Below are 24,142 nucleotides of genomic sequence, written 5' to 3' on the forward strand. Positions count from 1 at the left end.
CGCAGGCGACCGCGGCCAACCGCCCCCACGCAGCTGCGGGCCATCGTGCCGCTGGGGCGCTGGGGAGTCCCCCCGCTCGAACGAAGCCGGGAGTGGGGGAGGGTGGGCGCTGGGGTACCCCCTCTGGAGGGAGGCACCCCGCCCGCGCGGGCAAGCGCACCCGCCCCCGGCCCCAGCCCGCCTCAGTTCCGCGACCCGTGCCCGTTCAATTGCGTGACCGGCGTGTCCGCGAGGCCCAGTTCGCCGGCCTTGTCGAGGAGTTTGCGGAACTGGGAGGCGTCGGGGCCGCCGGAGTTCATCAGTTTCATCAGCAGTGCCGACACCGTCAGGTTCTGCACGTCCGCCGTGCCCAGGGAGCCCAGGATCCGGCTCAGGTCGTCCGTGAAGGTGCCGGAGCCGTCCAGCCAGGGCCTGGCCAGGGCCTGGGCCGTACGGGAGTGGTCGACGAAGCCGTCCACGCCCTTGCCGAGCGAGACCGCGGAGACCAGCCGGTCGAAGAAGACGGAGTCGCCGCCGACGATGTCGATGTCGGCGTTCTCCAGGCCGGTCGCGAGGACCGTGGCCTGCGCCTCGGCGACCTGCCGCTGGGTCTCCAGACCGGCCAGCCGGATCTCCTTCTCCGCCTGGAGCCGCAGCCGGTACTCCTCGTGCCCCCGGGACGCCTCGTCCAGCGCGGCCATCGCCGCGGCCTTCTCGGTGAGGCCCGCCGCCTCGGCCTTCAGCTTCTCCCCGATGCCGGTGGCCTCGGCGAGCGCCTTCGCCCGCGCGCCCTCCGCCTCGGCGAGCGCCTTGGCCTGCGTGCCCTCCGCCTCGGCCCGCATCCGCGCCTGTGCGGCCTGCGCCTCGGCCCGGCCGGACTTCTCGACGACCTCGGCCTCCTTGTCGCGGACCTGCACGGCGGCGAGTCCCTCCGCGGCGGCCTCGGCCTGGACGCCCTCGGCGATCCGCAGCTTGGCCCGCGCGTCGAGGTCGGCGGTCTTCAACCGGGCCTCGGCCAACGTCAGTTCCTCCGCCGCCCGGTGCGTGGCGGCCTGTTCGGCGGCCTCGGCGGCCTTGATGTCCTTGACCAGCTTCTCCTGCGCCTCCGCCTCGGCGGCGATGACGACGGCCTGCCGGTCGCGCTCGGCCTGCTCGACCGCGCGCAGCTTCTTGATGGACTCCTCCTGCTCGGCGACCGTACGGTCCACCGCGACCCGCTCCCGGATGACCTCGGCGATCTCCCGCTTCTCCGCCTCGACCTCCTTCTCTGCGGAGATCTTCGTCAGCTGGGTCTCCCGTTCCCGGGCGATGACCTCCAGCATCCGGTCCTTCTCGATCCGCTCGTTCTCGACGGCGATGACCCGCTCACGGTTCTTCGCGGCGACCGCGACCTCGCGGGCCTGGTTCTCGCGCTGCACGCCGAGCTGTTCCTCGGTGCGCAGGAACGCGCTCTGGGCGCGCAGCCGCTCCTCCTCCACCACCCGGGCGGTCTCGGCCTCCTCGCGGGCCCGGGAAGTCTCGATCTCCCGCTTCTGCTTGATCTCGGCGTCCACCTGCCGGCGCTCCAGCTCCAGGATGGCCTCGCGGGCGTCGACGTTCTGCCGGGTGATCTCCTTCTGCTCGGTGCGCTGCGCCTCGTTGGTGCGCACGTGCTCGATCGCCGTCAGCTCGGTGATCTTGCGGATGCCCTGGGCGTCGAGGACGTTGGCCGGGTCCAGCTGGGCGAGCGGGGTCTGCTCCAGGTAGTCGATCGCGGCGTCCTCGAGGTGGTAGCCGTTGAGGTCGACACCGATCAACTCGATGATGTGGAACCGAAGTTCCTCGCGCTTGGTGTACAGGTCGGTGAAGTCCATCTGCTTGCCGACGGTCTTCAGCGCCTCGGAGAACTTCGCGTGGAACAGTTCCTGCAGCGTGTCCTGGTGGCTGGCGCGGTCGGTGCCGACGTTCTGGGCGACCTTGATGACGTCCGCCTCGGTCTTGTTGACCTTGACGAAGAAGGCGACCCGGATGTCGGCGCGGATGTTGTCCCGGCAGATCAGCCCGTCCCGTCCGGAGCGGCTGATCTCGATGGTCTTCACCGAGATGTCCATGACCTCGGCCTTGTGCAGCACCGGCAGCACGACCTGCCCGGTGAACGTCACGTCGACCCTGCGCGTCTTCGACACGATCAGCGCCCGGCCCTGGTCCACCTTGCGGTACAGCCGGGAGAAGAAGAACAGCGCGAGCAGTACGACGACGAGACAGACGGCGACGAGCACGCCGAGGGCTTCCATGGCTACGTCCTTGTGCGTCAGACGATGAAGTGGCAAGAGCCCGGTTCCGGTGCCGGGCACCTGCCGGTGCCCGGCACCGGAACCCTCCGTGGTGCTCCCCCGGCGTGATGGTGCCCCAGGGGCGCCCACCAGCGCATTGCCGGTTTCCGGCAACGTTCACTAGGGTCTCGGTGCCGGACGGCCGCCAAGAAACCGTCAACGGCGCGTACGGAACACGGGGGAACGGGGACGGCGTGAGCGAACAGGCGATACCGGAGCACTATCTGGACGGGTACGCCCGCACCCTCACCGAGGTCGCCGCCACCGGCCGCCGGCTGACCCGCGAGGAGCTGGCCGTCCGCCGGACGCTGGGCGAGCAGGCAGCCGACGCCGGCCACGGACTGCGCGCCCTGGTCGTCGCCCATCTCGCCGCCGCCCGCGCCTCCTGGCCCACCACACCCGGGTCCGCCGACAGCACCCTGGCCGCCGTGGAGCAGGCCGTCGACGCGCTTGCCGAGGGCTACGAGCGCGCCCAGCGACTCGCCGTACGCCGGGAGGAGGCCGCGCGCCGCGAGTTCATCGAGGACCTCCTCTACGGCCGCAGCGACGTGGGCCGACTCGTCGAGAGCGCCGAGCGCTTCGGGCTGCGCCTGTCGCGGGAGCACGCGGTGGCCGTCGCCGAGGGGCCGGCCGCCTACGCGGAGGGCGGACCGGTGCCCCGGCAGGTGGAGCGGGCGGTCCTGGCCCGGTTCGACGCCCGCAGCATCCTGCTCACCACCAAGAACGGCAGGCTGATCTGCGTCGCGCCCGGCGACCAGGACGACGTCCTCGCCCACTTCGCCCGGCAGGCGTACGCGGCCACCGAGGGCGGCCGGGTCGCCGTCGGCCGCCCGCAGCCCGGCCCCGGCGGGGTCGTGCAGTCGTACGAAGAGGCCCTGGCCACGCTGGAGATGGCCGAGCGACTCGACCTGGAGGGGCCGCTGCTGCGCGCCGCCGACCTGCTCGTCTACCCGGTGCTGGCCCGGGACCGGCAGGCGATGGCCGACCTGGTGTCGCACACGCTCGGCCCGCTCACCTCGGCCCGCGGCGGCGCCGGCCCGCTGCTGGAGACGCTCACCGCCTACTTCGACTCCGGTTGCGTGTCCGCCGAGGCGGCCCGCCGGCTTTCCCTCAGCGTGCGGGCCCTCACCTACCGCCTGGAACGCATCCACAAGCTGACCGGCGCCGACCCCGCCGACCCGGCCCACCGCTACATGCTGCAGACGGCCGTGATCGGCGCCCGCCTCCTGGACTGGCCCGCCAAGCCCCTCTGAGTGACTCCGGGTCCGGGTGGACGCTTCTTACGGAGCGATGACGTACGGCCCGTCGCGCCACGCTCCGGCCCCGTCCCGCCCCTAGCGTGGCGGTATGCGCGTACTGGTCACCGGCGGTGCCGGTTTCATCGGGTCCCATGTCGTCGACGCCCTGCGGGCACGCGGCCACGAACCGGTCGTCTACGACGTCCGCGACGACCCCCGCTCCGACGTCCGCGACCCGGACGCCGTCGCCCGCGCGCTGACCGACGTGGACGCCGTCTGCCACCAGGCGGCTCAGGTGGGCCTGGGCAACGGGGTCGCCGACGCGGCCGAGTACGTCTCCCGCAACGACCTCGGCACCGCCGTCCTGCTCTCCGCGATGGCCGGGGCCGGCGTGGACCGGCTGGTGCTGGCCGGCTCGATGGTGGTGTACGGCGAGGGCCGCTACACGTGCCCGGTACACGATGTCGTACGCCCCGGCCCGCGCGCCGGGTCCGACCTGGCCGCGGGCCGCTTCGACCCCCTCTGCCCGCTGTGCGGCCGGGAGTTGACCCCGGGCCTGGTCGCCGAGGACGCCCCAGCCGACCCGCGCAACGTGTACGCCGCCACGAAGCTCGCCCAGGAACACCTCGCCGCCGCCTGGGCCCGCTCGACCGACGGCACGGCGATCTCCCTGCGCTACCACAACGTGTACGGCCCCCGGATGCCCCGCGACACCCCGTACGCCGGTGTCGCCTCCTTCTTCCGCTCGGCCCTCGAACACGGCGACCCCCCGCGCGTCTTCGAGGACGGCCGCCAGCGCCGCGACTTCGTGCACGTCCGCGACGTGGCCGCCGCCAACGTCACCGCCCTGGAGACCGAGGCCCGCCCCGGCACCCTCACCGCGTACAACACCGGTAGCGGCACCCCGCACACCATCGCCGACCTGGCAGGCGCCCTGTCCGCCGCGTACGGCGGCCCGGACCCGGTCGTCACCGGCGAGTACCGCCTGGGCGACGTCCGCCACATCACCGCCGACTCGTCGCGGCTGCGTGCGGAACTGGACTGGAAGCCGGAGGTGTCCTTCGCCGAGGGGATGCGGGAGTTCGCGCGGACGCGGTGAGCTGTCACGGCACGGCCCGCCGGGGCCGGACAGGCGCGGCCGGCCCGGTAGAGCGCCGACTCACGGCCTTCAGAGGGCAGGCAGGCCGATATCCGCCGTCACGGCTTCTCATCCGCGCTCTCGTAGTGCTCGCACAGCGCGCGCAGCACGCGGGCCAGGCGGCGGGCGTGGCCGATGTCTCCGCCGTACCTGGGGCTGGGGCCGGCCGAGAGCTTCCGCCGGGCCTCGCCGACGCAGGCGGATGCGCAGTAGCGGGGGACGCTGTCCTTCGGCATGCGCGCTGCCTTCAGTTCAACCTCCGCGATCAGCCGCTCCAGGTGGCCGCGCAACATCGCGGTGACGGCGTCCAGGTCCGTCGGCATGGGGGGCAGGTCCTGGGGGTGCCCCTCCGACCCGAGCACCAGGTTCGTGGCCTCTCGCACGGCCGCGAGGTCGACGTGCGCCGTTCCGCTGTCCGTCGTCGTGGCCTTCACCGGCGGGCCGCCTGTCCGACCCGGTGGCGGGGGCACTCGCACGGCGGGAACGCCGTGGACCACTGCAACTCTTTCGCCGGGGGGACGACGGTCTTCCCGCTGTCCGCGGTGACCGTGCCGTCGCGGTCCACCTGGTACACACGGAGGGTCATGGAGGCTTGGGGTGGGCGGTCGTAAGAGGTGCCTGTACCGTTCGTCATGTTGACGCTCCTACGTAGCGTTGGCCGCACCCCGGGAGGTCTCACCACCTCGCCGGGGCCTGACGTTTCGACCGTAGAAGCACGCGCGCGGTACCGCCGACCGTAATCCGGTCGCTACGCTCAGGCAGCGAGGAGACCCACCTTCATCGCCAGCTCGGACGCACGGCGGCGACGCGAGGACTGGGTCGACTCGATCCCCTCCAGGAGGATCGTCTTCGCGTAGCCGTTGTAGCGGATCGTCTCCGGGGCGGCCTCATAGGCCTTTTCCAGCGAAGCGATCGCGACGTCCGGCTGATTGTCCAGCTGATAGCCGCGGGCCTCCTCGATGCGGTGCCGAGCCCGGCGCGGCCGTGACCTGATGACGGTCTGATCCGCCCGCGCGGCCTGCCGTACCGACTCCCCGCCCTGGCGCAGTTCCACAGCGACCGTCACCGCGTGCGCGCCCATGACGGCCCCCGAGAACGAGGTGGCCGGGTGATAGTAGGTCTCCGGCAGTCGTGCAGCCATGTCGCTCGCCTTGTCCCAGTGACGCCAGGCCGTGCCGGTCTCCCGTCGGCGGGCCGCCGTATAGCCGAGTTCGAACTCCAGGGCGCCGGCGATGGCAAGAACGTCGTCCGAGGCGTCGGGCAGCAGGGGTTCCAGGTAGCGGACGGCTTCGAGATTGATGGCGTCGGCTGCGTCGAAATGACGCGAGCCGCTGTCGCGGTGGGCCTGTGCAAGCAGCCAGGACGCCACACCGATGGCGTGCGGGTCCTCGCTCTCCTGCGCAGCGATCATGCCGCGTTCGGCTACCCGCCACAGCAGGGAGGCGTCTGGCTGGTACGCGAGGAAGAACTGGGACAGCGAGTAGGACTCGGCGAGCAGCGCCTGAGCCTGTCGGCGTTCGGCGGCACTCTCGGCGTGGCGCGCGAGGCACTGGGCGTCCCGGATCAGATCGGGCAGCAACGCGCCGATCGCTTCCCGGTGGTTCTTCGAGGCGTGACGCGCCTTCCACGCCGCATGGAGCCGGGCCTCCACGTGCGCGACGGGCGGCGGCTCGACACTGCTTGTCAGGGCAAAACTGTCCACGGCAGCCTTCACAGCGGCAAGGCGCGGATGCCCTGGACCGACGAAAAGGTCGACTTGGGCCTCTGGGTGTCCCGTGAGGTCCGCCAGGTTTCGCACGCACAGGATCTCGGCGAGCCGCAGCACGGTTTCGAGACCGGGTGCCTTCTGCTGCCCATTCTCGATCTTGCGGTACGTGTGCGGCGAGATGCCCAGCAGATCGGCGACCTGAGTCTGCGTCATCCCACGTCGCTCGCGATGGATCTGTACTCGCTGGCCGAACTTGAGCGGGTCGGCGTAGGGATCCGGGGTAGCGTCTTCAGACATCACAGCCTTGCCCCTCCTCGCGGCTTCGTCACTGGAAAGGGTATGGGGCGAGGCCGTTCCTTCGTGAGTGATCCGCCTACGCCCCTGACGCCCTCCACAATGCCCGTATGACGAGCCCTGAGGTAGCGCCGGAGATCGTGAGGTTCTACAGCGAGACCATCGACGAGGCGGAGCGCTTGGTCGGCACGGCCGATGGGCGTCTGGAGATGGTACGCACGCGGGAGTTGCTGCGCCGGTTTCTCCCGGAGCCGCCTGCCGGGATCCTCGATGTCGGAGGCGGGCCCGGCACCCACGCGCGGTGGCTCGTCGCGGACGGTTACGCCGTGCACCTCGTCGACCCGATTCCCCGGCACATCGAGCAGGCCGGGCAGACCGGTGCGTCCGTGGAACTCGGTGACGCCAGGCAGTTGACCGCAGCGGACGCTTCCTACGACGTGGTCCTGGTCCTGGGGCCGCTGTACCACCTGCCCAACCGATCAGACCGGGACCGGGCCCTTGCCGAGGCCTATCGCGTGCTCAAGCCGGGAGGGCTCCTGGCCGCGGCCGGGATCAACAGATACGCCTCCCTGTTCGAACACACCGCCTTCGCGCACCTCCACAAGGAGCCGATGGCGAAGAACATCAGCGGCATCCTGGCCACACAGACACACGACGGGAAGAAGGCCTTCACCACGGCGTACTTCCACAGCGGCGAGCAACTGCGGGACGAAGTCGCGGCGGCCGGGTTCCGCGGCGCCGAGGTGTTCGGCGTCGAGGGACCGGCCTGGTCGCTCCTGGCCGCGACCGAACGGCACACCGGTGAGTCGCTCATCGGCTCGCCCATGTTCGAGTCCGCACTGACTGCCGCACGCATGGCCGAGTCCTACCCCGAGCTGCTCGCGGCGAGTTCCCATCTGCTGGCGATCGGCCGCCGACCGGGGTGACAGGGTCCCCTCGTCGTCCACCGACTGTGGACAGCCGGTCAGGTCAGCCCTACGCCCCCGCCGCCGGCAGCCTCACCTCGAAGCGGCAGCCGCCCGGGATGTTGCGGACGGTCGTACGGCCCTGGTGGGCCTCCACGATGCCGCGGACGATCGCCAGGCCGAGGCCCGCTCCCCCGGGCGGAGTACGGGCGTCCGTGCCGCGCCAGCCGGTGTCGAAGACGCGGGGCAGGTCCTCGTCGGGGATGCCGCCGCAGCCGTCGGTGACGGAGAGGACCACGCCGTCGGGGGCCCGCTCGGCGGCGACGGCGACCGTGCCGTCGGCGGGGGTCCGGCGGATGGCGTTGACCAGCAGGTTGGCCAGGACCCGGCTCATCTCCTTGCCGTCCACCTCGACCGGCAGCGGCTGCACCCCGTCGCCCACCAGCCGTACGCCGTGCTCGCGGGCGAGCGGTCCGACCCCCGCGAGGGCGTCGCCGACCAGGTCGTACAGCGAGATCCGGGCGGGGCTCAGCGGCAGCGTCCCGGCGTGGATGCGGGAGAGTTCGAAGAGGTCGCCGACCATGTCGTTCAGGCGTTCCACCTCGGTGCGGATCTGCTTGAGGTAGCGCTCGGGGTCGGCGGCCACCCTGTCCTCCAGCGCCTCCGACATGGCGCGCAGCCCGGCGAGCGGGGTGCGCAGGTCGTGCGAGATCCAGGCGACGAGTTCACGCCGGGAGGTCTCCAGGGCGCGCTCGCGTTCCCGGGAGGCGGCCAGTTTGGCGCTGGTGGCGGCCAACTCGCGGCTGAGGGCGTCGAGTTCGGCGGTGGCCGGTACCGCGGGCGCGGCGAAGGCGCCGCCTTCGCCGAAGTGCCGGGCGGCGTCCGCGAGTTCACGGCTGCGGGCGACGACCCAGCGGCCCAGGAGCAGTGCGGTGAGCAGCGAGACGACGGCTGCCATGGCGACGACGGTGGTGACGACCCGCAGGTCGTGCGAGGACAGGAACATCGCCTGGGCCACCGCCATGGTCCCGGCGAGCATGGCGACCACCCCGACGGCGGCCACCACGGCGAGCGAGGTGGTGAGGGAACGGCGCCGGATCACACGCAGCACGGCCGCTCCGGCGAGGCCGGTGGCGGCGGCGCCGAGGAAGGCGTAGAGGGCGATGAGGAGGGTGTCGCGCATGTCAGCCGCCCTCCGTTCCCGTGAGGGATCCGGTTCCCGTTCCGGGGCTCGCTCCGGTTCCGGGGCCCGCTCCCGTTCCCGTTCCGGGGACCGCTCCGGTTCCGGGTCCCGCTCCCGTTCCGGCGCCCGTTCCCCTTTCCGTTCCGGTGGGGTCGAAGCGGTAGCCCACGCCCCATACCGTCTGAATGAGGGCGGGGCGGGCCGGGTCGTCCTCGACCTTGCCGCGCAGGCGGCGGACGTGGACGGTGACGGTCGACAGGTCACCGAAGTCCCAGCCCCACACCTCCCGCATCAGCTCCTCCCGGCCGAACGCGCGGCCGGGATGGCGCAGGAAGAAGGCCAGCAGGTCGAACTCGCGGAGGGTGAGGGCGAGTTCGGTGCCGTTCTTGGTGGCACGGCGGGCGGTCGGATCGACGCGGAGGCCGGCCGCGCCGAGGGGGACCGGCGCGGGGCGCGAGTCTCCCGCAAGGGGCGCGGGCCGGGTGCGGCGCAGCACCGACTCCACGCGCAGGACGAGTTCGCGCGGGCTGAAGGGCTTGGTGACGTAGTCGTCGGCGCCGACCTCCAGGCCGAGGATGCGGTCGTCCTCGTCGCCGCGTGCGGTGAGCATGACGACCGGCACCGGACCCTGCTCGCGCAGCCGCCGGCACACCTCCAGGCCGTCCATGCCGGGCAGCATCAGGTCCAGCACCACCAGGTCCGGCCGCCGCGCCGTGGCGCGCGCGAGGGCGCCGAGGCCGTCGGCGGCGCGGTCCACGGCGTATCCGGCGCGGTCGAGGTAGCCCGCGACGACCTCGGCGACGGTCGGGTCGTCGTCCACGACGAGGATCCGGCCCCGGTGGTCCGGCCGCTGCTCGGGGCCGGGACCGGGGCCGGGACCGGGGCCGGGGGGTGGGGCTGCGTACGGCTGCTGCATGCCTTCCAGCCTGTCACCGCGCGGCGCGGCGAGGGCGTCCATGGTGTCGACGTCCGCGTTTCGTAAGCAGCGGATGCCCCCTTTGTCACGTTTCGGGTCCGTAGGGTGAACGCCGTGACCACCTCATCTCTCCCGCCCGACGTGGATGTCGTGCTGCCGTGTCTCGACGAGGCCGAGGCGTTGCCCTGGGTTCTCGCGCGCATCCCGGCCGGCTGGCGCGCGATCGTCGTCGACAACGGCTCGACGGACGGCTCCGCCGACGTCGCCCGTGCGCTCGGTGCGTACGTCGTCCACGAGGAGCGGCGCGGGTTCGGCGCCGCCTGCCATGCCGGGCTGCTCGCGGCCACCGCCGAGGTGGTCTGCTTCTGCGACTGCGACGCCTCCCTCGATCCCGGACGGCTGGTGCCCTTCGTCGAGGAGGTCCGCTCCGGCGGGGCCGACCTGGCCCTGGGCCGGCGCCGCCCGCAGAGCCGGGGCGCCTGGCCCGCCCACGCCCGCGCGGGCAACCTCGCCCTCTCCCTCCTGCTCCGCCGCCGCACCGGCGTGCGCCTGCACGACCTCGGCCCCCTCCGTGCGGCGCGCCGCGAGCCGCTGCTCACGCTCGGCCTCACGGATCGCCGCAGCGGATATCCCCTGCAGATGGTGGTCCGCGCGGCGGACGCCGGCTGGCACATCACCGAGCACGACGTCCCCTACCTCCCCCGCACCGGCGCCTCCAAGGTCACCGGCACGTGGCGTGGCACATGGCAGGCGGTGCGGGACATGAGCAGGGTTCTTCACGAGCCGCCTCCGGTGCGGGCCGGCGGGGGCTTGTCGCGCCCACGCGGCGGAGCCGCGCATCGATAGGGGCCCCGCGCCCCTGGGGAGTTGCAGCGCCGTCCGCCGCAAAGGCACCGCCGGCGGCTGCGGGTGAGTGAAACCCCCCGTCCAGCCCCGACACCGGTCACCCGCCGAGAAAGGCCCCCATGACCACTCTCCTCGTCATCGCCAAGGAACCCCTGCCCGGCCGGGTCAAGACGCGGCTCAGTCCGCCGTTCACGCCGGAGCAGGCCGCCGGTCTCGCCGAGGCGGCCCTCGTGGACACGCTGCGGGCGGTGGCCGGGGCGCCGGCCGCGCGGCGGGTCCTCGTGCTGGACGGCCGGGCGGGCCCCTGGCTGCCGCCCGGGTTCGAGGTGGTGCCGCAGAGCGGCGGCGGGCTGGACGCACGGCTCGCGGACGCGTTCGCCCGCTGTGCCGGGCCTGCCCTGCTGATCGGCATGGACACCCCGCAGGTCACCCCGGACCTGCTCACCGTGGACTTCGCGGACTGCGACGCGTACTTCGGGCCGGCCGAGGACGGCGGCTTCTGGGCGCTGGGCCTGGCCCGCCCGGAGCCGGCGCTGCTGCGGGGCGTGCCCATGTCCTCGCCGGTGACCGGTGCCGTGCAGCGCGAGCGGCTGGTCGCCGCCGGGCTGCGGGTGCGGGACCTGCCCCGGCTGCGGGACGTCGACACCGCCGACGACGCGCACGCCGTCGCCGCCCTCGCCCCGCACGGCGCCTTCGCCGCCCGGCTGGCCGACTGCGTCTCCCCCCGATGAGCGCCACCAGCGCCACGAGCGCCATGACCACAGCCATGCCCTCCGCCACGGCCACTGCCGCGCCCACTGCCGCGCCCGCCGTCACGACCGCCGCCGCGCCCGCCTGGGCCGCCTCCGACCCGTACGCCACCGCGCTGCGCACCGGCCGCGGCCCGCTGTATCTGCGCCGCTCCGACGGCTGGCTGCTGCCGCTGGAGGTGGAGCGGTGGTGCGCCGGGGCGGACGACGTGGACCGGGCCGTGCTGGACCGCTGCGAGGGGTCCGTCCTGGACGTCGGCTGCGGTCCGGGGCGCCTGGTCGCGGAGCTGGCCGGCCGGGGTCGTACCGTCCTCGGTGTCGATGTGAGCGAGGCGGCCGTCACCCGTACCAACACCCTCGGCGGTCAGGCCCTGCGCCGCTCGGTCTTCGAGCCGCTGCCCGGCGAGGGCCGCTGGGACACCGTGCTGCTGATGGACGGCAACGTGGGGATCGGCGGCGATCCGGGTGCCCTGCTGCGGAGGATGGGGCAACTCCTCGCTCCGGGTGGTCTGTTGATCGTCGAGACCGATGCCCTGGACATCGACGAGCGGGCCCGGGTGCAGGTGGTCGACGTCGCTCTCGGGCCCGCCGCCGTGGGCGAACCGTTCGCCTGGGCGCGGATCGGTACGCCCGCCCTGCTCCGGCTCGCCGGGCGGGCCGGGTGGCGGACGGTCGCTCAGTGGGCGGCCGGTGAACGGCGTTTCGCCGCCCTGCGGACCCGCAGCGCCAGCACCAGCGCCGAGCCGCCGAAGAGCAGGGCGGTGATCAGCAGCCAGCGGCCGAGGTAGACGTCCGCGGACTGGCCGGTGGCCATGCGGAAGCGCTCGTCCACGCGGTTGGAGATCAGCGGGAACCAGACGAGCAGCAGCAGCCCCGACAGCATGGCCGGCACCCGCACGTACGACACCCACGCCCGGCGTCCGGCCGCGTCCAGGCCGCCCACCAGCGCCCGGTCCAGTACGGAGTACAGCGGCACGAGCACCAGGTCGTGCAGCAGGGCGGCACCGACGATCCACAGCGCCACCCCGAGCCAGTCACCGGACAGCAGCCGCACTCCGGCGTAGGCGGCGAGCGCGAACGAGGCGGCGAGCAGCAGCAGCTGGAACGGGCTGCCGAGGGGGAGACGGGGCAGTCGAGGCAAGCGGGGCAGGCGCATCACAGGTCTCCGAAGGTCAGCCGGGCCACCCACTTGGTGTTGAGCACACCGGGTGCGGCGGGCACGATGACGCGCGCCGGGTGGCCGTGGTCGGGGGACAGGTCCTCGCCGTTGACGGACAGGGCGAGCAGGGAGCGCGGGTCGGCCACCTGGTTGGCGCGCAGGGCGGCGCGGCGGAAGGCGCCGTGCCGTTGCAGGGACTCCACGAACACGTCCGGCGGGTCGCCGTCGTACCCGACCAGGGCGGCGAGGTCGCGCAGCCGTACGCCGCGCCACCACTGGTCGGCCGTGGACCAGCCCTCGACGCAGGCGATGGGCAACGACGAGCTGTGCTGGGGCATCTCCAGCAGTTGCGCACGGCTGAGGCGGACGGTTCCGGTGCGGCCGGTGACCACGAGCCGCCAGGCCTCCGGCCCCGTCTCCGCCGCGTCGATCCCGGCGTAGGCGGCCGTCTTGTTGATCTGGAAGCCGTCCGGGCCGCCGCCCGGGTCCCTTCCGCCGTGCGGCGCGAGCAGGGCGGTACGGCGGAAGGGGCCGCCCAGGCTCTGCCCCACCGTGGTCAGGAACAACAGCAACGAGCCGCCGCCGACCAGCCACAGCGCGCCGCGCCGGGAGACGGTGGGCGCGTCCGGCCGCGGGGAGACCAGGTCGTCGGGCTCGGGGGCAGCCGGTCCGTGGAGCTCAGGGGCGGCCGGTCCGTCCGGACCCGAGGCAGCCGGGCCGTCGGGCTGCGCGGCGGCCGGGCCGGTCGGCCTCGGGGTGGCCAGGTCGTCGTCTCCCTCGCGCAGCCGCCGCCGTACCGCCCGCACCGCCTTCGGTGTCTTCAGGACGGCATGGGCGAGGAAGGCGGTGAAGAACACCCAGGCACCGTAGAAGTGCAGCGGGTAGAAGGAGCCGGGAAAGATGTAGTCCAGCTGGACGTTGAGCACGCCGGTCGTGAACTCGAACAGGCCGCCGCCGACCAGCAGCAGGAGCGAGATCCGCTCCAGCGCGTGCGCGAGCGAGCGGGCCGGGGGCAGCGTGAAAAGTTTCGGCACCACCGACCACAGCTTGGCGAGCAGCACCGGGATCAGGGTGATGCCCAGGGTGACGTGGAGGCCCTGGGTGAACCGGTACAGCCACACCGGGCCGGTCGGCCACGCGAAGAGGTAGAAGCCGAGGATCCCCTTGTCGGGGGTCGTGTCGTTCACGGGGTCCAGGCCCGGGTTGTAGGCCGCGTACGACACCAGGCCGGTCACGAACAGCACGGTGATGCCGACGAGCAGCACGAGCCCGAGCACGGAGGTGAACCACGTGCCACGCAGGGGGCTGCGCCAGAAACCAGGGGAGGTGGGAAGCCGGGGATGGTCGCGCATGTCCCGACCGTAGGCCCGCGGACACCCGGAAACGGGTGCGCGACCCATGACGAAACGCTGACGTCCGGCCTGTACGACGGCTCGCGCACGGCCGTGCGGCCTAACGTGCCGGTGTGATCCGCCACTCCCACCCCGCAGCCTCCGGCCCCGACCGGCCCCACCCCACCGCCGACGGCGCCTCCCCGCCGAAGACCCACCCCGGCGCCCGAAGCGCCTCGCCTCCCGACGCCCACCCCACCACCGACAACACCACCCCACCCCACGACCGCTCCGGCCCCCTCCGTGACCTCTGCGCCGCCGGTGCCGCCGCCCTCCTCGTGACCGTGGCCGTGCTGGTCGGCCGTCACATCCAGGACACCCGGCACACCCTGTTCGTGCACTGGCCGCCGGTGCTCGCCGAGTGGGAGCCGCACATGGGACCGGGTACCCCGGCCGCCGTGCTCCTCGCGGTGGCCGGCGTGGCGTACGGGCCGCCACTGGCCGCCCGGCTGCCCTGGCGGGCCCTGCTCGCGACGGCCTGGGCGGCGTCGCTCGCCTGGATCGTCTCCCTCGCGCTGGTCGACGGCTGGCAGCGGGGCATCGCGGGCCGTCTGACCACCCGCGAGGAGTACCTTCGGGTCATCGGCCGCTTCCACGACATCCCGGCGACCCTGCGCGACTTCACCCACCACATCGTCAGCGGCACCCCCCACCCCTGGCCGGCCCATGTCGCCGGCCATCCGCCGGGGGCCACGCTCACCTTCGTGCTCCTGGACCGGATCGGGCTGCACGGGGGCGGCTGGGCCGGGATGTGGTGCATCGTGCTGGGCTCCTCCGCCTGCGTGGCCGTGCTGATCGCGCTCCGCGCGCTGACGGACGAGTCCCTGGCCCGCCGCGCGGCCCCCTTCCTGGTCCTCACCCCGGCGGCCGTCTGGCTCGGCACCTCCGCCGACGCCTACTACGCGGCGGTCGCCGCGTGGGCCCTTGCCCTGCTCGCCCTGGCACTGACCCGGCCCTCCACGGGCTGGCCCTGGGCGGCCGCCTCGGGCCTGCTCTTCGGCCTGACCTGCTATCTCTCGTACGGCCTCACGCTCGTCGCCCTGATCGGCGCGGCCGTCCTGCTGCTGGGCCGCACGGGCCTGCGTGCCGCGCTCGTCCCGGCCTTCCTCGCCGGACTGGCCGTCGTCCCGTTGGCGTTCACGCTGGCCGGCTTCAACTGGTGGACGGCGTACCACCTGTTGGTGACCCGCTACTACCAGGGCGTCGGCGGCACCCGCCCCTACGGCTACTGGATCTGGGCGAACCTGGCCTGCACGGTCCTGATCACCGGCCTGGCCACGGCGGCGGGCCTGCGCCGCACCGGCTCCTCCCTCGTCCGTCGCACCGACCCGGCCCGGACCCGGCTGGCGTTTCTCGTGGCCGCCGCCCTGCTGGCCCTCCTCGTCGCCGATCTGTCGGGCATGAGCAAGGCCGAGACCGAACGGATCTGGCTTCCGTTCGCGATGTGGCTGCTGCCCGCGTGCGCCTTCCTGCCCCGCGCGCGGGCCTGGCTCGCCGCCCAGACGGTCCTCGCCCTGCTCCTCAACCACCTGCTGTTCACCGGTTGGTGAGTCCTCGCCCTCCGGCCGTCGCCGGGGGCCCTGCTCAGCCGCGGACCGGGCTCGCCGCGTACACGGGGGCGGCCGTGCCGGTGCGCGGTGCCGGGACGGCGTCCGGTACGGGCAGGCCGGTCCGGGTGCCGGACTCGATGTCGGCGAGCAGACGGCGCAGGGCGGCGCGGACCTGCGGCATGTCCGGCACGTCGGGCGTTCTCAGGACGCCGGGCAGGACCGCCCCGGTGTCCAGCGCCGCGAGCGCCCGGCCGGCCCGGTGCCGGGCGCGGCCGCTGTGGCCCTGGTGGTGGTCGACGCAGGCGCGGGCGTAGCGGGCGAGGGCGGTGGCCCAGGCGTCCTCGCGCACCCCGGGGTGGGCCAGCGCGCGGCGGGCGCTGCGCCGGGCGGCACCCGGCGCGAGCGGGGCCTGGACGATGGCCAGCGCGGCGAGGCTCACGGAGGCGGCGGGGCCGCCGGGGGCGTACACCGGGACGATGTCGGCGGCCTGCCGCAAGCACTCGACGGCGGTACGGGCGTCGCCCTGCTCCCAGGCGAGCAGGCCCTGCACATGGGCGACACGGCCGATCAGCGCGTCGTCACCGGCCAGGACCGCGGCCGGCCAGACCTCGCCGAGCAGGGTGCGGGCGGTGGCCAGGTCGCCAGGCGCGTGCAGCCAGGCGGCCAGCCAGCGGGCGCGGGCGGCGAGCGGGTCGTCGGCGGTGTGCCGGGGCAGCAGCCGGGCGAGGTGGGCACGGCCCTCCTCCGCGTGGCCGTGCACCGCCCACCAGAACCACAGGTCGACCACGGCGCCGAGGGCCGCCGCCACGTGCTCGGCGGGGGCGTCGGGCCGGGCGAGCACGCTCTCCACCAGTGCGGTCAGGTCCTCCTCCTCGTCCTGGACGAGCCGGGCGGCCTGGCGCTGGTTGCCGGTGTTCCAGAGGTCCTCGGCGACCTCAGCGAGGCGCCGGCAGTGCAGCACATGGCGTTCCAGGGCCACCGGGAACTCCCCTGCCGCGCGCAGCCGTTCGGCGCCGAAGTCGCGGGCGGCGCGGGTCATCCGGTAGCGGGGCGGGCGGACCCCGCCGCTCTCGCCGACCGTCTCCAGCACTCCGGCGGCGGCGAGCCGGGCCAGGCAGGCGGAGACCTGGTGCGGGGCGACGCCCGCGCCGGAGCACAGGTAGGCGGCGGTGGGTTCGGTGAAGGCACCGGCGAAGACGCTGCTGCGGCTCCACACGACGCGGGCGGGCCGGTCGAGGAGCAGGTGGGCGGCGCCGACCGCCGACCGCAGCGAACGGTGCCGGCGCAGCGCGGGCCCCGGTGCGGCGAGCCAGCACTGGCCGTGCTCCAGCCGCTCGGCGAGCGCGTGCACGGACGGGTCCCGGGCGAGCTGGGCGGCGGCCAGTTCGACGGCGAGCGGGAGGCCCTCGACCAGTCGGCAGATCCTTGTCACGCAGGCGAGTTCGTCGCGCTCGGCGCGGAAGCCGGGGACGACGGCACGGGCCCGCGCGAGGAACAGCTCGGCCGCCGGTTCCGCGCCGAGCGGTGCGAGCCGTACGACCCGTTCGTCGCCGAGCCCGAGCGCCTGCCGGCACGTCACCAGCACGCGCAGCCCGGGGGCTTCCATCAGCAGCCGCTGCACCAGTCCGGCGCACTCGGTGCGTACGGGGTCGGCGTCGTCCAGGAAGAGGAGCGTGGGCCGCGGGGACGGGTCGGCGGCCGGCACCAGACGGGCCGTCGTCTCGTCATCGCCGTCCGGCCGGTGGCCCGTCAGCGCCTCGGCGACCCGGGCCGCGAGCGTTCCGGTGGCCGCCGGTGCGCCGGGGCAGGGCACGTGGATCACCCTTCCCCACGGGCCGCCGGGCCCCGGGACGGCCACCGAGGCGGCCAGTCCGCTCTTGCCGACACCGGCGGCCCCGGTCACGGTCACGAGCCGGCCCCGGGCCAGCCCCTCCCGCAGGGCCGTCGTCTCCTGCCCGCGGCCGATCAGACCGCCCGTCCCCCGACGCCCTGCCGCGGACGCGCCCTCGCCGCTTGCCCACACTGTTCCCAGCACTCCATACCTTGCGCGGTGCGATGTCCGGCGACGGCATCCCAAGCGAAATCGTTCCTGCCACCACCGCCACGGCAACTCCAACGCCCTCCCGCACCACGGGTGGCGCACCCGCGCCCGCTATCACACGCCGCGACGAACGCCCGAACGCCTGTCCCCGCGTTCCCTCGCATGCAGGGCACGTTGTCCCCCGAATGGCGGCGGGGCTAGTACTCCTCGTCGTTCTTGCCCTGCCCGCCGCCCGAGCCTCCGCCCGAGCCTTCGCCCGAGCCGGCCGTCTCGTCCTCGCCGACGGTCTTCACCGGCCGTGCTCCCCGGCCCGGTTCGGGCAGTTCGCCCAGCTTGTCGCGGGCGTAGAGCACGTCGCCGATGAACAGGTCGTAGACCAGGATGCCGATCACGCCACCGACCAGCGGCCCGACGATCGGAACCCACCAGTAGGTGCTGAACGAGCCCTCCACCGAGCCCGGGAACGCCAGGCTCCGCCAGCCCGCGACCCAGGTGAACAGGCGCGGCCCGAAGTCGCGGGCGGGGTTGATGGCGTAGCCCGCGTTGGCGCCGTAGGACATGCCGATGGCGGCGACCGCGAAACCCACCATCAGCGGGCCGAGGTTCGCCTTCACGGCCTGGTTGCGCAGGTCGACGATGGCGGCGACGAACATGACGAGGAAGGCCGCGCCGACGATCTGGTCGGTCAGGGGGCCCCAGTGGCCGCCGTGGTAGTAGGGCGCCGGGAAGGTGGCGAAGATGGAGAAGGTGGCGTTCGTATGCCCGTTCACCTTGGGCCCCTTCACCGTGGAGTCGTAGGCGCCGATCGCCTCGTGGTAGACGAGATAGACCAGTGCCGCCCCGGCGAACGCGCCGACGACCTGCGAGAACCAGAACGGTACGACCTTCTTCCAGGGGAACCCGCGGCGCACGGCCATGGCCAGGGTGACGGCGGGGTTCAGGTGGGCGCCGCTGACGCCGCCGGCCACGTAGACGCCGAAGGCGACGGCGAAGGCCCAGCCCCAGGCGATCAGCAGCCAGTCACCGGCCGCGAGGAAGATGGTCGTGGTCGTGGCGGCACGGCCGGAGCCGGGCAGCGCGGCGACCGCCATCGCGACGACACCGCAGCCGAAGGAGATGAGGACGAAGGTCCCGAGGAACTCCGCCAGGCACTCGCCCGGCAGTCCCGCCCGGCTTCTGAAGCGGGACGGCTTGAGAATCGGGGGGATTTCCACAGCCATTGAGGCCCCCTTGAAGACCCTTGAAGAGAGCGATACGGCCAACATCACCATATTGGGCCACAAATGGTCTTCATGCAGGGCGGCTCCCGCCGGTGGTCAGGCGTCCAAGTCGTCGGCGTAGTGCCTGAAGCCGTGCCGCTCCCTGTGCATGCGCCACAGGGTCTCCGCGAGCACGGCCGGATCCTTGCGCACATGGCCCGGGGTGATGGCCCCGGGAATCACCAACTGCGCGACGTGGATCCCCTCGCGGGCCAGCCGGTCGTGCAGCAGATGCCCGTACGCGCTCTCCGCCGCGAAGGCGATCGAGGTCCCGGCCCGTTCGGGATGCGGTACGGCGGCGCTCCCGCCGTTGACGAGGAGGATGGTGCCGCGCCCCAGCCGGCGCATCCCGGGCAGCACCTGCTGCACCGCGGCGACCGGCCCGTACACCGAGAACTCGATCGGCCCGAGCAGGTCCCGGTGCCCGGTCTCCAGCACGGGACGCATGAAGTCCCGGTGCGGGACGGGGCTGTACTGGAGCACCTCGACGGGACCGAGCGCCTCGCCCGCGGCGCGCAGGGCCGCGGCCAGTTGCTCGGGCCTGCGCACGTCCGCGGGAAAGCCGTGCGCGGCGACCCCTTCGGCGGCGAGTTCCTCCACCAGCAGGTCCAGCCGGTGCCGGTCGCGCGCGACGAGCGCGACGGTGTAGCCCTCGCGCCCGAACCGGCGTGCGGCGGCGGCTCCCAGACCGGGGCCGGCGCCGATGATGGCCATGGTGCTCATGGGTGGGCATCCTTACCGCACCCGCCCGGCCGGCGAACCCCTGCGCGCCGGCGGCCGGATCCGAGGTGTGCGCGGTCAGGCGCTGGGGCTGGAGCTGGAGCTGGAGCTGGAGCTGGGCGAATGGTAGGTGGCCAGCGACCAGATCACGAAGAAGTCGATGGCGATCATGATCAGGGACCAGAACGGGGCGTACGGCAGGAACAGGAACTGGGCGATCAGGCTCAGCGAGGCCAGGACGATGCCGACCGCCCGCGCCCACTCGGCGCCCTTGAGGATGCCCGCACCGGTGATCACGGCGATCACGCCGAGCACGATGAGGATCCAGCCCCAGCCGGTGAGGTTGATCTTGTACGAGTACGTGTCGATCCGCGCGTACACGTCGTCGGAGGCGAGCGCGGAGATGCCCTGGAGTACCGCGAGGATGCCGTTCACCAGCATCAGCACGCCCGCGAAGACGGTGCCTCCCGCGGCCAGGTCGCCGTGCGGCGCGCGGGACGGAGCCGGGGCCGGTGGGGTGTGCTGCGTCATGGCCTTACCTCCGCCGTCGTCCCCGAGCCGGTCGTACGTACGACGATCCGGCGGGCAGCGCCCGGTGACCACGGGGGCTACTCCGAACGAGTGAACGGCCGGCGTCGCCGTGACCGTCCGGGCACCTCACGTGCCCGGAACGTGCCCGGCCACCGCACGCCGTCCGGCTGACGCCTCACGCCATCCAGAAGAAGACCGCCGTCATCCGCTTCTCCTCCAGCGTGCGGCCGGTGTAGCCGGTCGCGCTGTGCACGAGGTTGGCGTTGTAGAGGAGCAGGCGGTTGTACTTGTGGGGGACGCGGACGTCCTCCTCGAAGGCGTCCGGGTTGACGAAGCGGGTGCCGAGGGCCTCGACGAGGTTGTTGTGCGGGGCCTGGACGACATTGCCGCCGAGCCGGCCGCCGGGCAGGGACTGGCGGAAGAAGCTGGTGCCGCAGCCCCCCGGCACGTGCGGGTTGAGGTACAGCACGGCCGCGTACCGGCACAGCGCACGCGAGTCGGTGTGCGGGCGCGGCTCGCTCTCGCCCTCGCCGACCACCTGCACACAGTTGTGGTTGAGGGTGCCGCCGCCGGGCGCCTGCTGCACCCACAGCTCCTTTGCCCCGGTCGACTTCCTCACCAGCCGCTCGATACGGGCGAGTTCGTCCGGCTCCAGGCCCGGCATGGCACGCAGTCCGGGCCAGGTCTGCGAGGTGTACGGATAGCCCTCGACCCAGTCGTCCTTGGCCAGACACCGCTCCCGTACGGCGTCGACGTCGGGCAGGACGTCGTCCAGCACCCAGTAGTCACGGCCCTTGGTGGGCTTGCGGTAGGGCAGAACCGGCAGCGCGGCGGGCGTTCTGGGCTGTGGGGGCATGCGGCGAATCTAGGCTCGCGTTTCCCCTGCCTTCTCCCGCGAAGCGGTCAACCTTTCATCAACAGGAGCCCCGCTTTCGTCAATAGAGGCCCACTTTCGTCAACTCGGCTCCAAGGGACGGAAATCTTTACCCGGATCCGCCGATACGAACGGCCCCCGCATCCGTACTGCTGTGCGTCCGAACCGCCCGCGGGCGGGTTCCCCAGGCAGGAGGCACGGTGCGGTTTTCGCGGAACGCGACGGGAACGCTCTTCGTGGGCGGCGCGATGGCCCTGACCCTCGCGGCACTCGCCTATCCGGGCATGCTGGGGCTGAGCACCGTCTCCAGCTCGCAGACACGCGTCATCGCCAACACCCAGTGGGGTCCGCTCACCGAGGCGGACCGGGACTTCGTGGTGAAGGTGCGGGCGGCCGGCCTGTGGGAGTACCCGGTGGGTCAGATCGGACTGCGGAAAGGCACCAGCAACGCGGTCCGGACGGCCAGTCAGCATCTGGTCGACGGGCACTCCGCACTCGACGCCACCTGCCGCAAGATCGCCCCGATGCTCAACATCACCCTGCCGAACCTGCCGAGCCCCCAGCAACAGGGCTTCGTCAACACGCTGCAGTCGGACAGCGGCCAGAAGTTCGACTCCGACTTCGCCAACATCCTGCGGATGACGCACGGTTCGATCTTCAACACGGTGGCGAAGATCCGCTCCACGACCGAGAACTCGCTGGTCCGGGCGCTGGCCGACCAGGCCAACGACACCGTGCTCGATCACATCACGGTCATGGAGAAGACCGGCCTGGTCGACTTCGCCCAGACCCTCTTCCAGCAGACCACCCCGCCGAAACTGCCCTCCTCCGACCTGACCCCGCCGCCCCCGGCCGCCGGCCAGCCGGAGGTGGTCCTCACCCCGCCGCCGAACGCCACCTCCACACCGGTGGACATCAACGGGCTCACGGGCGCCTCGTCAGGCGCCGGCGGACCGGGTGGGAACGGCGGACCGGGTGGGAACGGCGGACCGGGCGGGAACGGCGGACCGGGCGGGGTGGGCGGCAACAGCGGTGCCGGGAACACCGGTGGCGTTCCCGGCCCGACCCCGACGGCCGGCTAGGCCGACTGGGCCGACTAGGCCGACTAGGCCGGCTACGCGGTGCCGGGAGGCGGGCGCCGGACGACGGCCGACGGCCGACCCGGCCGGTCCCTAGCGCGTGACCGTCTCCAGGTACAGCTTCACGTACCGGTCCACGTCCACGTCCAACGCCACGTCCACCAGGGTCTGTTCGCGCTCGCCGTGATGGATCTCGGACTCGCCGTGGCGCCGCCTGCGGTCGACGATCGTCTGGCCCCGGGTCGGGCCGGGGCCGAGGGAGACCTCGACGGGGAGCAGCCGGGTGGTGATGCCGGCCGGGTCGGCGACCGCGCACACGGCGCCCGCGTCTCCCAGGCCGCCGGCCTGGGCGTCGCCGTCGGGTTCGGGCTTGGACGGCCGGTGGGCCAGCAGCTCCCCGGCCAGCCGGGCCCCGGGTTCCTTGCTGCCGCGCAGCCGCGCCACCTCCGGGCCCGGGACGACGACCCGGGTGAACACGTCGAGCCCGTACATGGTGATCGGCACCCCGACGCTGAGCAGGATCGCCGCCGCCTCCGGGTCGTGCCACACGTTGAACTCGGCGACCGGCGTGGCGTTCCCGACTCCGGCGGCGCCGCCCATGAACACGATCCGCTCGATGTTCCGGGTCACCTCGGGATGGGTGCGCAGAAGCAGCGCGATGTTGGTGAGCGGGGCGGTCGGGATCAGGGTGACCGGGCGCGGGGAGGCCAGGATCTCGCGGTACAGGAGAGTCACGGCGTCCACGGCGGCGCGACCGCGCCGGGGCGCGGGCAGGCCCAGGTCACCCATGCCGTCCATGCCGTGCACATGCCGGGCGGAACGGGCCGGCTCCAGCAGCGGGCGCTCGGCACCCCGCGCCACCGGGACGTCGAGGGCGTCCGCCTGCTCCAGCACGGTCAGGGTGTTGCGCACCACTCCGTCGACGTCGGTGTTCCCGGCCACGCAGGTCACGGCCCGCAGGTCCAGCCCCGGGTGCCGTACGGCGAACAACAGGGCCAGGGCGTCGTCGACGCCGGTGTCACAGTCGATGATCACGGGGATGGGCTGACCGGTCACGGCGGACTCCTTCCGTCCTGACCGACCCTAGATCAGCCCCGGCGCAGGACCCCCCGTTCCCACACCCACCCAGCGCTCCGCGCCGAAACCACCACCGTTCCTGAAGACTGAGCAGGAGTGAGCCCGGAAGCTGACCATCACACGATTGAGCTAACGCAGCCTTGTGCGCGTTCCTCGCCCGACAGTGCCAACCCCCACGAACCGGAACACAGGACGCCCCCCCACCCCGACAACCGGAGTCGCGGGCCGCGCTCTCACCCGGACGGACGGAATCGCGGGCCCGCGCCCTCACCCGGACGGACCGGAGCGCTGGTGGGGCGGTGGTGGCGGTGGTGGCGTGAGAGGCAGGCATCCCCGACCGGCCCGCCCTGGAGGCCCCGATGACCGCCGTCATACGCACCTGCGGCTCCCGTGCCGCCGCCCTCCTCGCCGCCGGCCTCCTCCCGCTCACGGGCTGCGCGACCCTCGGCCTCGAACATCCGGCGACCGCCCAGTACCCCCTGCCGACGGTCGAGAAGTCGACGAGCGCGCCCTCGAAGGCGAAGCCCCGCGGCGACGGGTCCACGCTCACCGACACCCAGGCCCAGACCGCGCTCATCGGCGTGTCCGACCTCGGCGCCCCCTGGTCGGCGACGCGCGGCGCGGCCACCTGGCGGGACGGGCTGCTGAAGGCGACCAGCGACGCCGCGCAGTGCCAGCGCCTGATGAACGCCCTCTACACCGACGAACTCCTCGGCGGCCCCGCCCGCGTCGCCGTCGGCCTGGACGACACCGACACCGACGCCCAGCTGCGCTACCAGATCGGCGCCCGCCGTCCCTCCGACGTCGACGCGGCGCTGGCCTGGCTGAAGACCCTGCCGGAGCAGTGCGCCCGGTTCACGGCCACCACGGAGACCGGACTGACCGAGGACGTCCGGGTCGTCGAGGCCCCGCTGCCTCAGGTCGGCGACGCGCGGCAGGGCCTGCGCCTCACCCTGGCCACCACCACGTCCGACGACCAGGACGTCATGCTCACGATGGACATCGCCGCCGTCCGGGTCGGCGAGGACGCCTTCGCGCTCACCAACGGCGGCCTGGGCGACGTGCCGAACGACGCCACGCAGGCCGCCGTCCAGGTCGGCGCGCTGCGCCTGGCGGACGTGCGCAAGCAGGGCCGGGTCCAGGTCTGAGGGCAGCGGGGCGGCCGCGGCTCAGGGTCCCCACGGCAGCCGCCG

The 24,142-nt window shown here is 73.2% G+C and carries 23 protein-coding genes; 9 read left to right on the forward strand and 14 right to left on the reverse strand.

Going from position 1 to position 24,142, the window contains the following annotated elements:
- Window positions 1–182: 182 nt before the first annotated feature.
- Window positions 183–2,252, reverse strand: coding sequence for a flotillin family protein (locus ACWD5D_RS06390; RefSeq protein WP_451371653.1), 2,070 nt, complete (start codon window positions 2,250–2,252; stop codon window positions 183–185).
- A gap of 233 nt (window positions 2,253–2,485) precedes the next feature.
- Between ACWD5D_RS06390 and ACWD5D_RS06395 the strand changes: the two genes are divergently transcribed.
- Window positions 2,486–3,544, forward strand: coding sequence for a PucR family transcriptional regulator (locus ACWD5D_RS06395; protein ID WP_451371654.1), 1,059 nt, complete (start codon window positions 2,486–2,488; stop codon window positions 3,542–3,544).
- 94 nt (window positions 3,545–3,638) lie between these two features.
- Entirely contained in the window at window positions 3,639–4,628 is a 990-nt protein-coding gene (locus ACWD5D_RS06400; protein ID WP_451371655.1) for an NAD-dependent epimerase/dehydratase family protein, read from the forward strand.
- A gap of 98 nt (window positions 4,629–4,726) precedes the next feature.
- On the opposite strand, the gene ACWD5D_RS06405 is transcribed toward ACWD5D_RS06400, so the two are convergent.
- From ACWD5D_RS06405 to ACWD5D_RS06415, 3 genes are all read right to left on the reverse strand, one after another.
- Window positions 4,727–5,101, reverse strand: coding sequence for a DUF6415 family natural product biosynthesis protein (locus ACWD5D_RS06405; RefSeq protein WP_451371656.1), 375 nt, complete (start codon window positions 5,099–5,101; stop codon window positions 4,727–4,729).
- Window positions 5,098–5,301, reverse strand: coding sequence for a hypothetical protein (locus tag ACWD5D_RS06410; protein WP_451371657.1), 204 nt, complete (start codon window positions 5,299–5,301; stop codon window positions 5,098–5,100). Before ACWD5D_RS06410 ends, ACWD5D_RS06405 begins: the two co-directional genes overlap by 4 nt.
- Window positions 5,302–5,421: 120 nt before the next feature.
- A complete protein-coding gene (locus tag ACWD5D_RS06415; protein ID WP_451371658.1) occupies window positions 5,422–6,672 on the reverse strand; it encodes a helix-turn-helix transcriptional regulator in 1,251 nt (416 codons plus the stop codon).
- 107 nt (window positions 6,673–6,779) lie between these two features.
- On the opposite strand from ACWD5D_RS06415, the gene ACWD5D_RS06420 reads away from it, so the two are divergent.
- A complete protein-coding gene (locus ACWD5D_RS06420; protein ID WP_451371659.1) occupies window positions 6,780–7,595 on the forward strand; it encodes a class I SAM-dependent methyltransferase in 816 nt (271 codons plus the stop codon).
- A gap of 49 nt (window positions 7,596–7,644) precedes the next feature.
- Here ACWD5D_RS06420 and ACWD5D_RS06425 read toward each other — a convergent pair whose 3' ends face one another.
- Both ACWD5D_RS06425 and ACWD5D_RS06430 read right to left on the reverse strand, forming a co-directional pair.
- Window positions 7,645–8,757 (reverse strand): sensor histidine kinase, encoded by a 1,113-nt coding sequence (locus ACWD5D_RS06425; RefSeq protein WP_451371660.1) that lies wholly within the window; start codon window positions 8,755–8,757, stop codon window positions 7,645–7,647.
- A 1-nt stretch (window position 8,758) separates the two neighbouring features.
- Window positions 8,759–9,673: a response regulator transcription factor gene (locus tag ACWD5D_RS06430; RefSeq protein WP_451371661.1), complete on the reverse strand. Its 915-nt coding sequence runs from the start codon at window positions 9,671–9,673 to the stop codon at window positions 8,759–8,761.
- A 105-nt stretch (window positions 9,674–9,778) separates the two neighbouring features.
- Here ACWD5D_RS06430 and ACWD5D_RS06435 point away from each other — a divergent pair, with 105 nt between their 5' ends.
- From ACWD5D_RS06435 to ACWD5D_RS06445, 3 genes are all read left to right on the forward strand, one after another.
- Window positions 9,779–10,519 carry a glycosyltransferase family 2 protein gene (locus tag ACWD5D_RS06435; RefSeq protein WP_451371662.1) on the forward strand — a complete coding sequence of 247 codons (741 nt, stop codon included), beginning with the start codon at window positions 9,779–9,781 and terminating at the stop codon, window positions 10,517–10,519.
- 119 nt (window positions 10,520–10,638) lie between these two features.
- A complete protein-coding gene (locus tag ACWD5D_RS06440; RefSeq protein ID WP_451371663.1) occupies window positions 10,639–11,250 on the forward strand; it encodes a TIGR04282 family arsenosugar biosynthesis glycosyltransferase in 612 nt (203 codons plus the stop codon).
- Window positions 11,251–11,285: 35 nt separating this feature from the next.
- Window positions 11,286–12,056: a methyltransferase domain-containing protein gene (locus ACWD5D_RS06445; protein ID WP_451371966.1), complete on the forward strand. Its 771-nt coding sequence runs from the start codon at window positions 11,286–11,288 to the stop codon at window positions 12,054–12,056.
- On the opposite strand, the gene ACWD5D_RS06450 is transcribed toward ACWD5D_RS06445, so the two are convergent.
- Window positions 11,945–12,424 carry a hypothetical protein gene (locus ACWD5D_RS06450; protein WP_451371664.1) on the reverse strand — a complete coding sequence of 160 codons (480 nt, stop codon included), beginning with the start codon at window positions 12,422–12,424 and terminating at the stop codon, window positions 11,945–11,947. The two genes, ACWD5D_RS06445 and ACWD5D_RS06450, sit on opposite strands and share 112 nt — an antisense overlap.
- Window positions 12,424–13,779 (reverse strand): molybdopterin-dependent oxidoreductase, encoded by a 1,356-nt coding sequence (locus ACWD5D_RS06455; protein ID WP_451371665.1) that lies wholly within the window; start codon window positions 13,777–13,779, stop codon window positions 12,424–12,426. The genes ACWD5D_RS06450 and ACWD5D_RS06455 overlap by 1 nt, the downstream gene beginning before the upstream one ends.
- Window positions 13,780–14,096: 317 nt before the next feature.
- Here ACWD5D_RS06455 and ACWD5D_RS06460 point away from each other — a divergent pair, with 317 nt between their 5' ends.
- Window positions 14,097–15,368, forward strand: a complete 1,272-nt coding sequence (locus ACWD5D_RS06460; RefSeq protein ID WP_451371967.1) for a hypothetical protein — start codon at window positions 14,097–14,099, stop codon at window positions 15,366–15,368.
- Window positions 15,369–15,402: 34 nt separating this feature from the next.
- Here ACWD5D_RS06460 and ACWD5D_RS06465 read toward each other — a convergent pair whose 3' ends face one another.
- From ACWD5D_RS06465 to ACWD5D_RS06485, 5 genes are all read right to left on the reverse strand, one after another.
- Window positions 15,403–17,403, reverse strand: a complete 2,001-nt coding sequence (locus ACWD5D_RS06465) for an ATP-binding protein (protein ID WP_451371666.1) — start codon at window positions 17,401–17,403, stop codon at window positions 15,403–15,405.
- Between the two features lie 203 nt (window positions 17,404–17,606).
- Window positions 17,607–18,629 (reverse strand): MIP/aquaporin family protein, encoded by a 1,023-nt coding sequence (locus ACWD5D_RS06470; RefSeq protein WP_451371667.1) that lies wholly within the window; start codon window positions 18,627–18,629, stop codon window positions 17,607–17,609.
- Between the two features lie 96 nt (window positions 18,630–18,725).
- Window positions 18,726–19,391, reverse strand: coding sequence for an SDR family NAD(P)-dependent oxidoreductase (locus tag ACWD5D_RS06475; protein WP_451371668.1), 666 nt, complete (start codon window positions 19,389–19,391; stop codon window positions 18,726–18,728).
- 75 nt (window positions 19,392–19,466) lie between these two features.
- Window positions 19,467–19,919, reverse strand: a complete 453-nt coding sequence (locus tag ACWD5D_RS06480) for a DUF7144 family membrane protein (protein WP_451371669.1) — start codon at window positions 19,917–19,919, stop codon at window positions 19,467–19,469.
- Window positions 19,920–20,094: 175 nt separating this feature from the next.
- Entirely contained in the window at window positions 20,095–20,775 is a 681-nt protein-coding gene (locus ACWD5D_RS06485; protein ID WP_451371670.1) for a DUF6445 family protein, read from the reverse strand.
- Window positions 20,776–20,993: 218 nt separating this feature from the next.
- On the opposite strand from ACWD5D_RS06485, the gene ACWD5D_RS06490 reads away from it, so the two are divergent.
- Window positions 20,994–21,875 (forward strand): DUF4142 domain-containing protein, encoded by an 882-nt coding sequence (locus ACWD5D_RS06490; protein ID WP_451371671.1) that lies wholly within the window; start codon window positions 20,994–20,996, stop codon window positions 21,873–21,875.
- Window positions 21,876–21,965: 90 nt separating this feature from the next.
- On the opposite strand, the gene ACWD5D_RS06495 is transcribed toward ACWD5D_RS06490, so the two are convergent.
- Entirely contained in the window at window positions 21,966–22,928 is a 963-nt protein-coding gene (locus ACWD5D_RS06495; RefSeq protein ID WP_451371672.1) for a nucleoside hydrolase, read from the reverse strand.
- Window positions 22,929–23,308: 380 nt separating this feature from the next.
- Here ACWD5D_RS06495 and ACWD5D_RS06500 point away from each other — a divergent pair, with 380 nt between their 5' ends.
- Complete coding sequence (locus tag ACWD5D_RS06500; RefSeq protein ID WP_451371673.1) at window positions 23,309–24,097, forward strand: hypothetical protein; 789 nt, start codon at window positions 23,309–23,311, stop codon at window positions 24,095–24,097.
- Window positions 24,098–24,142 lie beyond the last annotated feature (45 nt).

Source organism: Streptomyces sp. NPDC002520 (genome assembly GCF_053595235.1).

Coding starts and splice junctions, on each gene's coding strand:
- ACWD5D_RS06390 (WP_451371653.1), bottom strand. CDS start 2,252: ATGGAAGCCCTCGGCGTGCTCGTCGCCGTCTGTCTCGTCGTCGTACTG.
- ACWD5D_RS06400 (WP_451371655.1), top strand. CDS start 3,639: ATGCGCGTACTGGTCACCGGCGGTGCCGGTTTCATCGGGTCCCATGTC.
- ACWD5D_RS06410 (WP_451371657.1), bottom strand. CDS start 5,301: ATGACGAACGGTACAGGCACCTCTTACGACCGCCCACCCCAAGCCTCC.
- ACWD5D_RS06415 (WP_451371658.1), bottom strand. CDS start 6,672: ATGTCTGAAGACGCTACCCCGGATCCCTACGCCGACCCGCTCAAGTTC.
- ACWD5D_RS06420 (WP_451371659.1), top strand. CDS start 6,780: ATGACGAGCCCTGAGGTAGCGCCGGAGATCGTGAGGTTCTACAGCGAG.
- ACWD5D_RS06425 (WP_451371660.1), bottom strand. CDS start 8,757: ATGCGCGACACCCTCCTCATCGCCCTCTACGCCTTCCTCGGCGCCGCC.
- ACWD5D_RS06430 (WP_451371661.1), bottom strand. CDS start 9,673: ATGCAGCAGCCGTACGCAGCCCCACCCCCCGGCCCCGGTCCCGGCCCC.
- ACWD5D_RS06440 (WP_451371663.1), top strand. CDS start 10,639: ATGACCACTCTCCTCGTCATCGCCAAGGAACCCCTGCCCGGCCGGGTC.
- ACWD5D_RS06445 (WP_451371966.1), top strand. CDS start 11,286: ATGCCCTCCGCCACGGCCACTGCCGCGCCCACTGCCGCGCCCGCCGTC.
- ACWD5D_RS06450 (WP_451371664.1), bottom strand. CDS start 12,424: ATGCGCCTGCCCCGCTTGCCTCGACTGCCCCGTCTCCCCCTCGGCAGC.
- ACWD5D_RS06455 (WP_451371665.1), bottom strand. CDS start 13,779: ATGCGCGACCATCCCCGGCTTCCCACCTCCCCTGGTTTCTGGCGCAGC.
- ACWD5D_RS06470 (WP_451371667.1), bottom strand. CDS start 18,629: ATGGCTGTGGAAATCCCCCCGATTCTCAAGCCGTCCCGCTTCAGAAGC.
- ACWD5D_RS06475 (WP_451371668.1), bottom strand. CDS start 19,391: ATGAGCACCATGGCCATCATCGGCGCCGGCCCCGGTCTGGGAGCCGCC.
- ACWD5D_RS06480 (WP_451371669.1), bottom strand. CDS start 19,919: ATGACGCAGCACACCCCACCGGCCCCGGCTCCGTCCCGCGCGCCGCAC.
- ACWD5D_RS06485 (WP_451371670.1), bottom strand. CDS start 20,775: ATGCCCCCACAGCCCAGAACGCCCGCCGCGCTGCCGGTTCTGCCCTAC.
- ACWD5D_RS06500 (WP_451371673.1), top strand. CDS start 23,309: ATGACCGCCGTCATACGCACCTGCGGCTCCCGTGCCGCCGCCCTCCTC.